Below are 16,121 nucleotides of genomic sequence, written 5' to 3' on the forward strand. Positions count from 1 at the left end.
ATGGACAGCCGCCCATCAATTTATAAATATCCCAACCGCTTCAAATCTTCATAAACGAGTGAAGACAACAGCGTCCGCCCATCACCGTTCAAATGGTCCGGGTTATGGAAGAAGGATTGCTCATGAATGAATCGTTCATTCCCCATGTAGTTGAGAAACGGGACATCGACATCAAGTTTTTCTACATGCTGAAACACGAGACGTTCCATGACCTCTTCATCAAAATATGCATGATACGACGCGTGGACCGGCTCCATCGCCAAGACGACACGATACTCTTGTTGCATACAGTAGTCGATGATGTCTTGTAAATGCGCCATGTTCTCTTCGATCTCATGATTGTTCACGGCGTTTTCATATTGAGCGGCCACTTCCTCATACTTACGCTCTGAGTAGTTCAGACCACCATTCTCCCATGGCTTATGCGCATCAAAGCGAAAATCTCGGATTTCCCGGGAAATGGCGGCATAAGCACTTCCACTGTTCAATGCCGGGAACTGTTCATGCGTATAATATTGAAACAGGCTGACCGGCTCAATGTCTTCACGATCCAAGACGCGATAATAATTCGCCTTCCGGCCGACATCCGAATTACTGAACGTAATTTGAGATAACGACACGATCACGACCCCACCTGGCTTCAGATGCTCATCGTATTCTTTCAACATCTTCAAATCATATTCAATCGGTTGACTCGGTAACGCCAAATCCAGATGCGACAATCCAAGCGACTTGAATGAATACCCGTACATCGCATGGGACGTTCCGAGATTGATGATGTCGACAGGATGAGGGTCTTCCTTGAAGGCAAGGACAGCTCGGTTATTATTATATTCCCACGACTCTTTGACGAACTCGTTGACGGGAATGAAGATGGCGATCATGACCAGTAATACAACGACGATTTTGATTCCTAAACGCTTCATGCTAATTCCTTTCCATCCATCTTAAAACCCACCGTATACAAATCCTTGGCTCGACACACCAAACAAGAAGGCCGAGACAATCAAGAACAAGTTGATGGCAACGCTCGTCACGGCAGGCTGACGCGCCATCCAGTCCCAAGCCGAACCTTTCGTCCGTTCAATATGCTGAAACAGATGAACAACGACAAAGACAACGAGGAAGATGATCAAATCGAGCAATGAGAAGATTTGAATCGCCTGCATCATGCCTGACGGTGCCCATGAAGAGGGTGTCACGTACAGTTTGGCATGCGAGAACGCCTCTGCCATCGAATGCGATTGAAAGAAGACGCGCGAGAAACAGACGAGCTGAAAAGTGATGGCGATTTTCCACCAACGATGCAGTGTCGGCACGCGGTCAAACCCGACCCATGACGCCATTTTTTCACGCTGCTGTTTCGTATGATCTCCGAACACGCGATAGATTCCATGAATGAGTCCCCATAAGACGAAGTTCCATGCGGCTCCGTGCCAAATCCCACTCACTAAAAACGTCGCAAGGATGGCACCATAAATCTGCTCGCGCTTCTTCTTCCCTTTGGCAAGCGGCATGAAAATATAATCACGTAACCACATCGAGAGTGTGATGTGCCAGCGGTTCCAGAAGTCGGCAATCGATACGGCAAAGTGTGGCTGTTTGAAGTTCTCCGATAATCGAATTCCGAGCAATCGTGCACAACCGATGGCGATATCACTACACGCCGAGAAATCGGCGAACAGTTGAATCGAGAACAACATCGTCGCGAGCACAATCTCTGAACCAGTCGGATCTGGACTATTGAATACACTTGCGACAATCGGAGCCAATCGGTCAGCGATCAACGTCTTCTTGAAGAATCCCCAAATGATGCGCTGAATCCCATAGCTGATATTGTCGTAGTCGAGATGTTGCTCCGTCTTCAGCTGGGGAAGCAGCTTTTTCGCCCGCTCAATCGGTCCCGCAACAAGTTGCGGGAAGAAGGCGAAATAGACCGAGAAATAGCCGTAATGACGCTCTGCTTTTTGCTTCCCTCGCGAAACGTCCACGACATAACTGATGGCTTGGAACGTATAGAACGAGATGGCCAACGGCAACACGATCTCTTTATACGGCACATCATAATCAAATCCGCTCCATGCGGCGAACGAACGAAGCGAATCATTGACGAAATTAAAATATTTGAACCATCCGAGGAAGAAGACGAGAACGGAGACACCGACCCACATGAGCCGTTTCTTCTGTTCTTTCTTTTCCTGCTTCTCAATCAAAATCCCAATCACATAGGTGAAGGCGGTACTGATCAACAATAGCGGGATGAATTGGACGCTCAACGTGGCGTAGAAGACATAGCTCGCTAAGAGGAGGAGCACCCATCGGAATCGATGTGGGACCACGTAATAGGTTCCAACGATGATTGTTAAAAATAAGAGAAATTCAATCGAAATAAAAGTCATATTTACCACCTGATGTTATGAAACTTGACGATGTACCGATTCCTGACGATCAGGTGGTCACAAGTTCTCGCTTCGGCAATGCGGCATAACGAATCTTTCCGAACGAATTACGTGGAATCTCGTCAATCTGCATCACCCGAACACCTTTCACCTTGATTTGTTCTTTGATGATTTTTTGAATGCGTGCGACGTCATCTTGCAACGTATACACATATAGTTGGTCGTCTTCCCCGGCACAGACACAGTCATGTCCGTGCTCTCGAAGGAGGGCCTCGACTTCGTCCAGGCTGATTCGACTTCCATATAGTTTAATCATGCGCTTCATGCGGCCGACGATGAAGAAATACCCATCCTCGTCACGATACGCCATGTCACCTGTACGTAAGACACCGTGATTGTCGTCACCCTTCGCAAGGTCAGCTAATGAGGTCGCATACCCGAACGACACGTTATCACCTTGATAAACTAATTCGCCCGTCACGTTTGCATCTTTGATGTCGTTTCCGGCTTCATCTCGTAGTGAGAGTGTTCCACTTGGGATGGCGATACCGATACTCCCTGCTTTTTCCGCATGCATCCGATCGGGTAAGTACGACATTCGGGCCGTCGCCTCCGTTTGGCCGTACATGATGAAAAATTGAATCCCTTTTTCTTCACACACCGTCGCGAAGTGATGGGCGAGCGTCGGGTCCAACTTTCCACCCGCTTGCGTCAACTTCTTCAAACTTGACAAATCATACGTCTCAAACTTCAAACGTTTTAACATCTCGTAATGAAACGGTACGCCACCAAACGTCGTCGCCTGCTCAGCACGACACAACTCCCAAAACTCTTTTTGAACGATCGAGCGATCTGTTAGGATGATGGTCGCCCCTTTCAATAGATGACTGTTGATAATCGAGAGTCCATACGAATAGTTCATCGGAAGGGTCGTGATTGGTTTATCCGTTTGATCGATGTCGAGATAGTCGATAATCGACGTGGCGTTTGCTGATAGGTTGTTATACGTGAGACGGACCAATTTCGGACTTCCGGTACTCCCTGAAGTCGTCAACAGAAGGGCCAACTCTTTATGAAGTTCATGGTGAACTGTTGCTCCTGTTTCAAACAAGACGTAGCCGCCGTAACCATAGTAAGCATCCAACGAGTTCGCCAAATCGTCTCTTGATTCCGGTGCCCATACGTGCGTCGGTTCATACCGTTCCATCAACTTCTGTAATTGCTCGGCTGGGATATCCGCGTCTAACAAGACGGGTACGACGCGTCCCCGAATAAAACCGACATAGCCGAAGAGCGACTCGACCCGGTTGGCACATAGACAGAAGACGAGTGCTCGTTCGCCGACTTCCTGACAAATCGAGTCGCCAACCTCCAACATCTCGCCGTATGTGTAAGAACGGTCCGCATAGACCGCCTCACGATCCGTGTATTGCTCGAGTGTTTGAAAAAGCGTCATGACCGGATGTCCACACCGAGGCGCTGCAGCAACGCGATGCCAGACTGATACGAATGGAATTCCGTCATTTCATCCGAGTCGATATAGACGTCAAACGCATCCTCGATTTCTGCGATGAGGGTCATGTGTCCAATCGAATCCCATTCCGTCGATTCTCCAAGCTTCATCTCTTCAAGAACCACATCGTCCTCTAATTCCAATCCGTTTTTAAATGCCATGTTGTATGCTTCAAGCGTGCTCATTGTATTCATCCTTTCACGTTCACTCCAACGGTTCAATTTCATCTATTCTTATTGACTGATAATGATAATCATTTGCCTTGTGATTCTATCACAATTTTTCGAAATCGGTCAATTCTTCATAGGAGAAAAAGCTTGGAGTAGAGCGATTTTGTGCATGAAAAAAACCACATCGTTACGATGCGGTCTCAGGAGACGATAAAACATATTCGAGTTGCAAATCGAGTGGTTCTTCCTCATACACTTCCGGTACAAACTCCTCGGCCAGCATGCATCCCATCGCTTCATAGAAATGATATGTATCGACGGCCGGGTTCGCTCCGATGTATAGCTTTTTCGCGCCTCGTTCGATTGCTGCCTGACAGACACGTTCAAATAACACTTTACCAATCCCCTGTCCACGATTAGGACGACTCACATGAATGAAGCCCAGATTTAAATACTGGCCTTCCGTTCCGAGCAGGTGTCCATCCAGTCCGGCAAAGCCAAGTAACGTTTCACTTTTTTGGATTGCCACAACAACGCCGCCACGGTCGATGTAGTAGTTAAGAATCTCAATGACCTGTTGTTTTTTCGCGTCATCCCATTCATCGATGTAATGCTCGTCTTTTTGATAAAGCTCACCATTTGAATCCACGGCATAGATGCGATGCGTTTCCTGAAAGCGATCGAAGGTTGTTAAAAAATCGGGAGCGATTCGTGTTGTTAGGATGTGGATTGTATCGTTCATCTTGATCCCCTTGTTACATAAAATTTCATAAATGATTATTCAAACTCGATTGCCACAGTTTCATAACCGCTATTCTTTAAAAACTCTGTTAAGAACTCTTCAATGCGTTTATCCGCCTCTGTCAGCAAGCCTTGCTCAATCTTAACCTTTTCCATTTTTTCCTTCTCTTTATTGATTTCATCAAAAATCAATTGCGAGGGATAATCAGAAAACAGTGTCCCTTTTACGTCTGTCACCTTTGCATCATCTGTATTCGCTACATTGTCCAAAATGGTCGAATGAGGTACAGTAACGTTTAATTGCTCAGTCGTGTCATTGTAAGAAACCTCCATGTTAGAGAGATCTGTGCCCGCCTTCAGGTATCCTGAGTATTCAATCAACTTGATTGCTTCCGCTAGTTTGACATCTTTTAATCCGATTAACGAAACGGATGTCGTGTTTCGACTAACAATGACGTTGCTGTATTCATATTTTAACGTTGTCAACTCCGTCAATTCGACGAGTCTATCTTTTACAAGCGATACATCAGCCTGATGATTGGTTGAAAATATACTTGGCTTGATCACTACGATTGTAATGACACCAATCAAAATAAGTATGAGTAAAACAAATGAAACTTTTCCAATCATTCTTTTCATAATAAATCTCCTTTTTATGTATTCAAGCACTTTCTAAAACTATGTAATGACTCCTCCATATACAGATTATACCTAATTTAATTCCATAAATTTAATTTTTATTCAATTAAATTAGTTTTTTTCAAATAAAAGAGTAGATGGTTTTAGACCCATCTACTCACTCAGCATCATCAAGTTTTACTCGACTACAATCCAATTCAGTTGCGACAAACTTTGCTTCAGTTCATTCAATTCTTCTAACCTTTGAATGAAAAATGTCTCAATCGCATCGATGTGGTCTGGAGCACTTAAGAAATGCGTCAACGATTGATCAACGTACAACATAAACCAGTCGTTTTGATCCTCTGGCGCTTCATAGATCCATCGTTCATTCATTTCTGCGAATTGTTTGAACGCGTCCATCAGAATCGATTTATGTTTACTGTTTGGGTGAACCTCTATGTAAACAGATACTTCTGGATAATCTGCTTGTTCAAAGCTGAATCCACAGCCGATAAATTTCCAATCACTTTGATCATTTTGAATGACGTATCGATTATAATCACGGAGTTCAATCGCACGATTCCCCCATGGTTTTGGCTTTCCAAATAAATTCGTAAACGTATGCGTCGTCTTTTCATTCAGACATTGATCTAACATCGAAATGGTTCTTCCTAAGTTTTGAATCGCATACACGTCTTGAGGTAGGAATGTTCTTGATTTATTCAATTCAATATCCTCCATATATTTGAGTACTTGTTGGTAGTACAAATCCTGTTTGTTATATTCCTGCAGCATTATGTAGAGTTGAAACCACTGCAATTGAAAGAATTTAGTTGAGGATGTAGCAATTTGTTTGGGGTCAAAATATCGAGTGATATAAAACAGGTATGTCGTAAACCCATCTTCCTCACATTGCTCAAGATGTTCTCGATAGCGCTGCAATTGATGATGTCCTTCGCCGCTACCTAACTTATTCTCGATAAAGACAATGTGTGGAGTTTCCCTTTCGCTAAACGTGATAACGAGATCGGGTCGACTGTCGGTATCATGTGTATGTAGTTTGTTATACGTTTTTTGTGTGTATGCCTTCACACGACTTATTTCAGAGAGATTCACATTCGCAAACCGTTTAAAGAAATGCGTTAATAAATCTGATTGTTCGAAAATCGGAGCGATGATTTCGGTTAAGTAATCTTCATAGGGATTAGAGTCGGATTGACGTAACAGGTTATAGATTTTCGAATACGACGACGACATCTTCTTGGCTCCCTTCGTCGGAGTGTAAAAGCAATGAGTGCTTGAGGTTTAATTCAAGCACTCATTTTAAAATTAAATCATTTATGGTACGGTTCTCCGTAATATATCAAAGTGAGGTGTTAAGTCTTCCCCTAAAATGCGAAACGCTTTTCAAGGTTAATCCACTCGTGCTCCGATCGTCATTACAGTCTTCATTTTCAAAAAACAACACATAAGCTTTCTTATTGTTGAGAGAACTTGGATAAACGATGCCGTCAATTCCGGTGTTTCTATATTTAAAAACATACTTAAAATATTCTGTGACAATTTGCGTAGGTACATAATCCACGTGTTCTCTACCATCTTTTTCAATCGGTTTTGTAAAGTCATTTAAAAAACTGTGAAAGAACTTTACAACCCAACGTTTTTCACGTTCTTTGTGATTAAAAATACTAGGTAACTTTGGTAAAAAAGTTAAATTTAATAGCGTTAATTTTTCATTATTAATAAATTCACCAATACTTGCTACCACATTCTTACCTGATTTATATTTCACTTCCATTAAAGCGGTCTCTACACTCTCAGCTCCATAGAACATTGGAATCCCAGCTGGACTCATTCTGTTCGAACTCTCTGCATACTCTTTTGCTGGTGTTCCAATTTCTTTTGCTTTATAAAATAATTCGCCTTTAGATGAAACACGAGCTCTAAAAAATTTGCTTGATGTTACTACTTGAATCAACTTCAATTCCTCAACAAATCCAGCTATGTTATCTAAAATCTCATGCGGTACCACTCGTTGTTTTTGATTACTTGAGTCATAGGAACTGTTTAAAAACAGATAACGCATACTATGTTTTACTTGTTCAGAAAAATCATTCCATGTGTAAAATAACTCTTCGTCTCGTGTTAAACCATACGGGTCAATCTTACACCATCTTGTATCTATCAACGCTTCTCTGATGTCTTCAAACAGACGGACAGAATTTATACCAACTTCACTATCCAAGATACTTTCAGTAAAATCCCAGCCATCATATATTTCAACACCTTGATATCCACCTTCTCTTGAATCATAACTTACACCTTCATCGTCGGGATTTCCCCATTCATATTTAATACCTGTCATAATAAATTTCATTATCAAATTAACGTCAGCAGCTAGGGTATCTTCGTTTTCAGCACCACAATAGTCACAACTAGCAACAGTTGCATTTTCTTCTATGTAAGTCTGAATATATATGTCCGAAACACATTCGGAACATACATGTTTATCTCCAAGAGTACTAAAACCTAGTTCATTTTGTCTGATAAGCAAGTCTTTATGATAACCCATTATTTAGCACCATCCTTTTAACATATTATAATCGTTCTTACTGGGCTTTATTTTCGTAGCTTTATTGTTCTCTTCATTTATTATCATGTTTCAGAGCATAGCACTTATTGCTCACTTATTGCTTATATATAATCTCATAAGTAAAACAAGCAACCATTCCAATGACAGTTCTTAAAATAAATAAGGTACATTATCTCCTACTTCCTTCAAAATGAATTAAATCCTTTTTCTTTCTTTAGATATTTTGAACCCTACACCAGCTTTGAATAAATCTATCGTCTTCTAAGGATAGATGTAAAACCTTCTAGAGTGAATATCCTTGATGATTAGTCATCTAGCTCTACTTTATCGGTTAATTAGAATAGAAAAAGATCGAGAGAGTTTACCCATAGTGGATGAACTCTCTCAATCTTTTTAGGTGAAGTCTTTTACTACTTCTTTGTTGAATCGTATTTGGATAGTATTAATTTTGCGGTCTGCGTCAATCCTTATCTTTTGCGTAAGAAAAGTTATTATGCTTTTACTTTACATAATCTATTCTATATTAACAGTGTAAGTGTGCAATAGTGCTCCGTTCCGGTAATATTCTAGCTCCACTTCCATGCGAGAAATATTGATTTCATAATAAACACCAAGGACGTACCTACAAATATGCTCAGGCAATTCAGTCCCATTTTTAGTCCAAATATTATCAAAAGATTGTCTGGTTAATGCTTTTAAACGTTCTCTATCCTTATCTTTCTGTTGCTTTTTCCCAGTAGACTTCTTCATTTCTAAGGCAATTAGATTGTCTTGCTCTAAGTTTTCCCCTCTGCTATGAAGAATCAAATCACAATTTATTGTAATAATTTCTTCTTCTTCATTTTTTATTGTCTTAATTCTACCACCGTAATTTCTGTTATATTCTACGTCTACATAATAAGATGAATAGTCAGAATCATTTTTAAAATTATTTATATACAACATTAACTGTCCACATAATGTACGTTCTGACACATTACTTTCTATGAGTTCTTTTTGTTCCCTTAAAAAACTCAAATTAGATGCCTCAAATAACTCTATCATCTCCTCATACATATCCCTTTTCTCAACCCCTTTAATTTTTTAATAAAATATGATTTAATCATGGTTTTTTAATTTTGTTTAAAAATTTAACACAAAATTCTTTCCTAACATTTTAAAAAACCTCATTTATTTATGATACGGCTCATTCCGATTGATCCGATACGCCCGATAAATCTGTTCACACAATACGAGCTTCATGAGTTGATGGGGGAACGTCATCTTCGAGAACGAAATCGTATCGTCCGCTCGTTTCATCACATCGTCCGACAGACCAAGCGACCCTCCGATGACGAAGGCAATTTTACTCTTTCCATATGTTGCGAGTTGATCGAGTTCACGGGCGAACTCTTCACTCGTCCGCTGCTTCCCTTGAATCGCTAAAGCGATGACGTGCGTGTCTGGGGATATCTTCGCTAAAATCCGCTCGCCTTCCTTTTGTTTTACTAATAACATATCTGCCTCACTCAAATGCTCGGGTGCTTTTTCGTCTGAAACCTCGATTTCCTGCACTTTTGCGTAGGCAGAGAGCCGTTTTGTATACTCGGCAATTCCTTGCTTTAAATATTTTTCTTTCAGTTTGCCGACCGTGATAATTGAAATATTCATCCAATTCTTCCTTTTTCCACAGTTTTTTTGGAGTTATCCATAGGGTTATCCACAGAGTTATCCACAAATCCACATGTTGATAATTAGTTTTTGCTTGACACAACATATGTTGCATCGGCTTCACAGAACTCACATGTCACTTGTTCACTTGTGGATAATTCCTCTAACAACGGGTACTCTCCTGTTTCATCCACAATGATGTCTAAAGTGATTTCAACATGTTCCTTGCATACTTTTTTTTCCACAGTTTTTCCTCCTTAAAAAAGAAGCGTCGCCGCTTCTTTATGTTGCTTCAGTTAACGTCGCCTCGGTTTCTCTCGTTTCACCGCGACGTAAATACTCAATCGTAATCGTATCACCGACCGTTGCGTCTCGATAGAGCGCATCGCGTAAATCGACGTATCGTTTAATCTCGCGATCTCCGATTTGCGTAATGATATCACCGACGCGCAGTCCCGCTTCTTCAGCCGGACTACCTGGTGTCACTTCTTCAACGAAGACACCGTCTTCTTGATCGAATGAAATGCCGTATTCTTCCCGAACGTTACCAGGTACCGCAATGACTTCTTGAATCGTGACCCCGAGCTGTGCTCGTGTCACTTTCCCATCACGTTCTAACATGTCAATGACCGGCAGCGCCACGTTCACCGGAATCGAGAAGCCGACCCCTTCTACGCTCGCTTCGGCGATTTTCATCGAATTGATTCCGACGAGTTCTCCACGAATATTGATGAGGGCACCGCCCGAATTCCCTGGGTTGATCGCTGCGTCGGTCTGGATGACTTCTGCGTTGTAATCCATCAAGCCGTCGCTATTCGTATCGACCGGCACCGTCCGCTCGACACCACTGACGATACCACGGGTGACCGAGTTTGAGAAGACACCTAGCGGATTTCCGATGGCCAGGACAGTCTCACCGGCTTGTAGCACGGTCGAATCACCAAGCACGATCGGTTTCGCATCGATGTTATCTGGCAACTCCACTTCTGCGACCGCCAAATCATTGAGCGGGTCTTCGCCTAAAATGGTCGCCGACGCAATCTGACCGTCGGAAAAAGCGATGTTGATTTCGTCTGCCTCTTCGATGACATGGAAGTTCGTGACGATGTATGCCGTGTTGCCTTCCACTTTATAAATAACGCCAGAACCAGCGCCAGCCTCCCATTGCGAGTCCGAAGTGAAGGCCCGCTGAATGTTCGTAATACTGACAACGGACGTCTTCGCTCCGAGAACTGCCGATGTGACGTCGGATTCGGTGACCGTCACGGCTTGCTCGGTCCGCGTCAGTTCGTTCGTCACAAAACGAGAGGTCGGCGAATCCCAGAGCATCACTGTGACAAAAAACAAAGCCGCTCCTAAGAATCCGCCAACCCCTCCGAGTAACAACGGTTTTATATTCGGTCTCGGCTTGTGGCGTACGTGCTCCTCTTGCTTCGGACGCCATTCGCTCCGAGACGGATACGTCGATTTCTCTTCTGTTGCTTCGTGTACTTCAGGTTCGACGTCTTGAGGTTCATACTCATGGTGTCTCTCTTCGTTCACGACGCGTCCCCCCTTCAAGACAGTGTGATAACTGTCTTTTCCCAAGTTTCCTTATAAAGAAACGAGCGAAGTGGGGATTGTCGGGTCCGTATCGCACAATTTGATCCGACCTAAGTCGACGTCTCGCATGCCGAGTGTTTGCGAGACGCTCATTTGAGCGAGCTCTTTCATGTTGTTGTCCTTGCTTAAATGCGCCAAATAGATCCGTTTCGTCCGGTCGCCGATGACCTCGCTCATCGCAATCGCCGCATCCTCATTCGAGACGTGTCCGTAGTCCCCAAGGATGCGTCGTTTGACGCTCCACGGGTAACGTCCCATCTGCAGCATCGAGACGTCATGGTTTGACTCAAAGATAAAGTCGTCAGCTCCGCGGATAATCCCTTTCATCCGGTCTGAGACGTAGCCGGTATCCGTGATATGGGCCAAGCGTTTCCCGTCGTGGGCAAACTGATAAAACATCGGGTCCGCCGCATCATGACTGACATTGAATGTCTCGATTTCAATATCACCGAACTGCTTGATGTCCCCGACCTCGATGTGAAACTTCAACGCCGGGTCAATCTTTCCGATGAGTGATTCCATCGCCGCCCACGTCTTCGCATTCGCATAAATCGGTAAGTTATACTTTCGCGCTAATATCCCTACTCCTTTAATATGGTCGGAGTGCTCATGGGTGACGAGCAGTGCATCGATCCCATCAAACGACCGACCGATCGCTTCGATGCGTTGTTGCATCGCTTTCCCGGTCAATCCGGCATCGACGAGCAGCTTTGTCCGTTCCGTCTCGATATAGAGGGCGTTCCCGGTCGACCCGCTCGCTAACACACTATACTGTAAACTCACACCATCACTCCTTTCATTCTTTCGTTTCAAACTCGACGCGCTCTACTGTTCCGTCGATGGCGTTGACGAAATATACATGATCGTCGATTGCGACCGACCAGAGCGGTGGCATGATAATCAAACCGCCAGAGCTGTCGAGGGGTAAGCTATAAAAACCGGTGTTGATGGCCCGCATCTCCTGATTCGGTTGGAAATACTTCCGTGACGCGAGTTGAGAGATGGCTTCACTGGCCGTTAACACGAGATCGTCTTGTGGTTTCGATGAAATGTCTTTCAAATGACGTTGCTTATAATCCGTCACTTCATATTCCTCGTTCAATTGAATCAAGATGAGGGATGGTCCGATATACATCTCCGAATCTCCCTCGACTTCAGGTGCCGAGAAAATCTTATTGTCTTCAAACGTTTGGACGAAGGCGATCTGTCTCGTCTTTTCATCATATCGCCAGTAGGCATATTCTTCTCCGAACGGGACATACTCCGCAACAAACGTCGAAGCCGTCGTTCGCAAATCTTTGGCATCGAGCGGTACCGGCTGTTTCAGCTCGACTTCGAGTTGCATATTGTCCAGCGTCGTTGCCAGTTGTGCCTCCCGATTTTTCGTAATCATCGCGGCCGACATCTCTTCAGACGACCCTGTCAAATAGCCGATATCCCGACCCATTCTTGGCAGTTTTGCCGGGTCGACGTTTCGTTGGTCTAAAATTTGTGCAATCGACGTGTTGTCGTTCGTCACGACTTCGGTCGCCCATGTCTCAGTCACTAATTGGAATAACAGATAGATGTTCAAGGCGAGGAAGGCGAAGATTAAAATGGTTTTCGCTTTACTCCAATCCACGATACATCATCCTTTCTGTCCAATTTTCTGACTGGTTGTATGGGACCCAACGTCCCGCTTCACGTACGAACCAATTCGGTGAGAACGTCACATATCGGCTCGTATCCTCGTTATACTCAATTTCATAACCGATTCGAATCTCCGTCACGTTCTCAAACCGTCCAGAGTTGATGAGTGTCCCAAGTACTTCGTCTGCGTCAGCCAGCTGCGTCGTGCCGACTGTGATCAACCGGTCAATCTCTAAGTGATGTCGTGTGATGGACCGGACTTGCGCCCCGTCGTTTTCCACACGCAATGTGGATAAGTCGATGGCGTCATTGTTGATAAACGCCTCACGTTGGCTAAAGACCGGGAATCCTTTCACATGAAAACGGAATACGGTCGTTTCAAAGCCTTTGTTCGCCGGTGTAATGGCATCGAAACGAAGCGAGAGTCCTTGATTCTCCGAAGACTCGTCGACCCATCCACCATGGAAATTCACGAATTCGACAATCGAATCCAATCCGAGTGCCGTTTCCCGCTCAGTGCTGTTTCGCGATAAGTTCCGATAGCGACTCGCGTTCAGCTTCGCGTCATATTCCGCCACACTGACACCGTTCGTCAATGCACCGACCGAACTCGCCGGGTCGACTTCCTGGACGTTCGGGTCGCCTGGGAAGAACGTGTCCCGCATCCAGTCGAGGCGCGCATCGATTTGAATCGACGATACGTCATATGCGAACAACTCATTCATCTCCGGTCCGACGACCGGGATATAGTTCACACGCTCATCCGTATACGTCACTCGCTTCATCGTCCGACTCGAGTTTTTTAGGAATAGACTGTTCACGTCGCCGTTTCCGACCTTCGTCAACTTCCCTTCCCAAATCGATTGGTCACTCATGATCGTTCGGATTGTAAACGCATTGTCTTCCATGTAGATGAGCACACGTTGCGGAATCTTTCCAGACAGACTATACGTGCCCGGCAGCATATAGCTGAGCGTATCCGCATAATAGGCTTCCGGTAAAATCAATTCGAGTCCTTCGTTGATATCCGTGTAAAAGCTCGGGATATTCTTTGCGGCGAGTGGTTTGAATTCACTCGCTTCAAACGTATCCCGAATGACCCGCATCAACTGCTTTGGGGTGTTCTTCGAAGCGAAGACGGCGTTGTTGTCATGAACGACCGCTTGAACCGGGATGACGACCTGATTCGCCCGGCGTTGGAGTGACTTATCCACCGTCGTCAATTGCGTCTCCGATTGGACTGACTGATAGGTGGGATGATAATCCCACAAAATGATGGTTTGAACAATCGACGTGACGATTAACGTGAGCAAAAGCAACGACTTCCACAGTTCTGGCTTTGCAATCGTAAACCGTTTCATCAATCATTCACCTCCACAATCGTATCGAACGGAATCGTGAAGTAAATCGTCGTGCCGCGGCCAAATTCACTCTCTGCCCAGATGTCTCCACCGTGAGCGGATACGACTTCTTTGGCAATCGATAGACCGAGTCCGGTTCCACCGATATTACGCGCCCGCGCCTTATCGACACGATAGAAGCGTTCGAAAATTTTCTTCAAGTTCGACTTCGGAATCCCGACTCCTTCATCCTTGATGCCGATGACGAGTCGTTTCGCCCGAAGCATCGTCCGGAACGTGATCGTACCGCCTTCTGGTGAGAACTTGATGGCGTTCGTGATGATGTTATCGATCACTTGGGTCATCTTATCCTGGTCGGCATGAACGTACACACGACGTTTCATCAGCTTCCGACGGAATTGAATCGCGTCTCCTTTCGTCATCTCGTGACGGTCGATGATGTCGTTAAAGAACTGCACAAAGTCGAACTTCACTTTCTGCATCTTATATTCTTTACTGTCCATCTTCGAGAGTTGCAACAAGTCATTGACGAGGCGAATCATTCGCTCCGTCTCGTTTTGCGTCGTCTCTAAGAAACGCGGTGCCAACTCATCATCCTGATAGGCCCCTTCCGCAAGGACTTCTAAATAACTACGCATCGTCGTGAGCGGCGTGCGCAACTCGTGACTGACGTTTGCGACGAATTCACGGCGATCTTGTTCGACTTGCTCTTGTTCGGTGACGTCATGCAAGACGACGATGAGACCTGTGATCGGTCCACTATGTTTTTGAATCGGTGAGAAATAGGCTCGAACGAGGAATAGTTCCTCATCCGTACTGAGGTCAATCAGTTTCGCCGGCATCGTCCCATCCTCAGGAATGACGATTTCCTCTTCGAACGCAAGAAGGCTCTGCAAGTTCATGCCCATCGCCTCTTCTTCATCGACCCCGATCATGTCACGTGCCTGGTCGTTCATTAAAATGACCCGTAACGAACGGTCGGTCGCAACCACACCGTCAGACATGTTTTCGAGGACACTCGTCAACCGACGACGCTCTGCCTCTGTCGTGGCATTCGCTTCCATCAACTCGTCCGTCAATTCGTTAAACGCGTAGGCGAGTTGACCGACCTCATCATCCGAATACACTTTAACTTTCCGCGAGAAGTTCCCTTTTCGCATCTCGACGGCTTGCCGACGCATATCGGCAATCGGTCGTGTGATCGTTCGAGATAACAAGATACCGAGGAAGGATGTGATGATCAAGGCAATGACCGTCCCGGTTGCGAGGATTCGGATGACTTGTTCCATCTGGTTATAGATGGACTGCATCGATGCCTCGATATAGATCATGCCGATTGTGGTCCCGTCTACTTCTGACTTGACGGGAACGGCGACGACGCGCATCCGGTCATTCGAATCTTCATAGACGAGCGTTTCTTGGGCGCCGCCTGTCGCAAATGACTTTTGGATAAACGTACTTGCCGTCCGTTGTCCGACGAGACTTTGATTGTTCTGGTTCGAGGTCGCCCGTACGACACTGTTCGTATCGATGATTTGGACTTCTCGAATGTCGTCAGCTAGCGTCGTGCTCTCGGTAAAGTCAGACAGCAGCTGATCCAGTAACTGGTTCAACTGCTGGTCCGTGGTCGAGTCACTCTCGTTCGCGGCAATCCCCTCACTGACGTTATAGCTCAGTAGGTTCGCCCGGTCGACGAGTGACTGCGAGAAGTTGTTGATGTATTGCCGTTCCAAAGAACGCACAAAGTACACGCCGATGACTTGCATCGCAACGAGAATGAGCAGCGCATAGATGACGACGAGCTTCCACTGGATTGATTTAAAGAAGTTCGTCCGTTTCATC

General features: G+C 45.0%; 16 protein-coding genes and 1 pseudogene. All 17 read right to left on the minus strand.

The annotated features are described in order from the left end of the window. Nucleotides 1–20 precede the first annotated feature (20 nt). Entirely contained in the window at nt 21–926 is a 906-nt protein-coding gene (locus AC5LIL_RS14510; protein WP_499824498.1) for a hypothetical protein, read from the minus strand. Nucleotides 927–947: 21 nt separating this feature from the next. Beyond that, nucleotides 948–2,399: an MBOAT family O-acyltransferase gene (locus AC5LIL_RS14515; protein ID WP_499824499.1), complete on the minus strand. Its 1,452-nt coding sequence runs from the start codon at nt 2,397–2,399 to the stop codon at nt 948–950. A gap of 49 nt (nt 2,400–2,448) precedes the next feature. Beyond that, nucleotides 2,449–3,855, minus strand: a complete 1,407-nt coding sequence (locus AC5LIL_RS14520; RefSeq protein WP_499824500.1) for an AMP-binding protein — start codon at nt 3,853–3,855, stop codon at nt 2,449–2,451. Beyond that, nucleotides 3,852–4,097 carry an acyl carrier protein gene (locus AC5LIL_RS14525; RefSeq protein ID WP_224863169.1) on the minus strand — a complete coding sequence of 82 codons (246 nt, stop codon included), beginning with the start codon at nt 4,095–4,097 and terminating at the stop codon, nt 3,852–3,854. The genes AC5LIL_RS14520 and AC5LIL_RS14525 overlap by 4 nt, the downstream gene beginning before the upstream one ends. A gap of 172 nt (nt 4,098–4,269) precedes the next feature. Beyond that, entirely contained in the window at nt 4,270–4,824 is a 555-nt protein-coding gene (locus AC5LIL_RS14530) for a GNAT family N-acetyltransferase (RefSeq protein WP_499824501.1), read from the minus strand. Nucleotides 4,825–4,859: 35 nt separating this feature from the next. Further along, entirely contained in the window at nt 4,860–5,462 is a 603-nt protein-coding gene (locus AC5LIL_RS14535) for a DUF4230 domain-containing protein (protein WP_499824502.1), read from the minus strand. A 177-nt stretch (nt 5,463–5,639) separates the two neighbouring features. After that, nucleotides 5,640–6,170 carry a hypothetical protein gene (locus tag AC5LIL_RS14540; protein ID WP_499825372.1) on the minus strand — a complete coding sequence of 177 codons (531 nt, stop codon included), beginning with the start codon at nt 6,168–6,170 and terminating at the stop codon, nt 5,640–5,642. 57 nt (nt 6,171–6,227) lie between these two features. Continuing rightward, nucleotides 6,228–6,701: pseudogene (locus tag AC5LIL_RS14545) on the minus strand (PD-(D/E)XK nuclease family protein); the annotation flags it as partial. Nucleotides 6,702–6,807: 106 nt separating this feature from the next. Then, nucleotides 6,808–8,016, minus strand: a complete 1,209-nt coding sequence (locus AC5LIL_RS14550) for a HEPN-associated N-terminal domain-containing protein (protein ID WP_499824504.1) — start codon at nt 8,014–8,016, stop codon at nt 6,808–6,810. Nucleotides 8,017–8,550: 534 nt separating this feature from the next. Then, the gene (locus tag AC5LIL_RS14555) at nt 8,551–9,093 is read right to left on the minus strand and encodes a hypothetical protein (protein WP_499824506.1); all 543 of its coding nucleotides are present in this window, start codon (nt 9,091–9,093) and stop codon (nt 8,551–8,553) included. Between the two features lie 114 nt (nt 9,094–9,207). Further along, nucleotides 9,208–9,687, minus strand: a complete 480-nt coding sequence (gene rlmH / locus AC5LIL_RS14560) for a 23S rRNA (pseudouridine(1915)-N(3))-methyltransferase RlmH (RefSeq protein WP_074034007.1) — start codon at nt 9,685–9,687, stop codon at nt 9,208–9,210. A gap of 83 nt (nt 9,688–9,770) precedes the next feature. After that, nucleotides 9,771–9,932, minus strand: coding sequence for a CxxH/CxxC protein (locus tag AC5LIL_RS14565; RefSeq protein WP_499824508.1), 162 nt, complete (start codon nt 9,930–9,932; stop codon nt 9,771–9,773). A 37-nt stretch (nt 9,933–9,969) separates the two neighbouring features. Continuing rightward, nucleotides 9,970–11,229: a S1C family serine protease gene (locus tag AC5LIL_RS14570; protein WP_499824510.1), complete on the minus strand. Its 1,260-nt coding sequence runs from the start codon at nt 11,227–11,229 to the stop codon at nt 9,970–9,972. Nucleotides 11,230–11,280: 51 nt separating this feature from the next. Continuing rightward, the gene (locus tag AC5LIL_RS14575) at nt 11,281–12,072 is read right to left on the minus strand and encodes an MBL fold metallo-hydrolase (RefSeq protein WP_214785440.1); all 792 of its coding nucleotides are present in this window, start codon (nt 12,070–12,072) and stop codon (nt 11,281–11,283) included. 13 nt (nt 12,073–12,085) lie between these two features. Further along, complete coding sequence (locus tag AC5LIL_RS14580; protein WP_499824511.1) at nt 12,086–12,910, minus strand: two-component system regulatory protein YycI; 825 nt, start codon at nt 12,908–12,910, stop codon at nt 12,086–12,088. Then, nucleotides 12,897–14,279: a two-component system activity regulator YycH gene (gene yycH / locus AC5LIL_RS14585; protein ID WP_499824512.1), complete on the minus strand. Its 1,383-nt coding sequence runs from the start codon at nt 14,277–14,279 to the stop codon at nt 12,897–12,899. The genes AC5LIL_RS14580 and yycH overlap by 14 nt, the downstream gene beginning before the upstream one ends. Further along, nucleotides 14,279–16,120 (minus strand): cell wall metabolism sensor histidine kinase WalK, encoded by a 1,842-nt coding sequence (gene walK / locus AC5LIL_RS14590; protein ID WP_074034022.1) that lies wholly within the window; start codon nt 16,118–16,120, stop codon nt 14,279–14,281. The genes yycH and walK overlap by 1 nt, the downstream gene beginning before the upstream one ends. Nucleotide 16,121 lies beyond the last annotated feature (1 nt).

The sequence above is a fragment of the Exiguobacterium sp. RM11 genome (genome assembly GCF_059821525.1).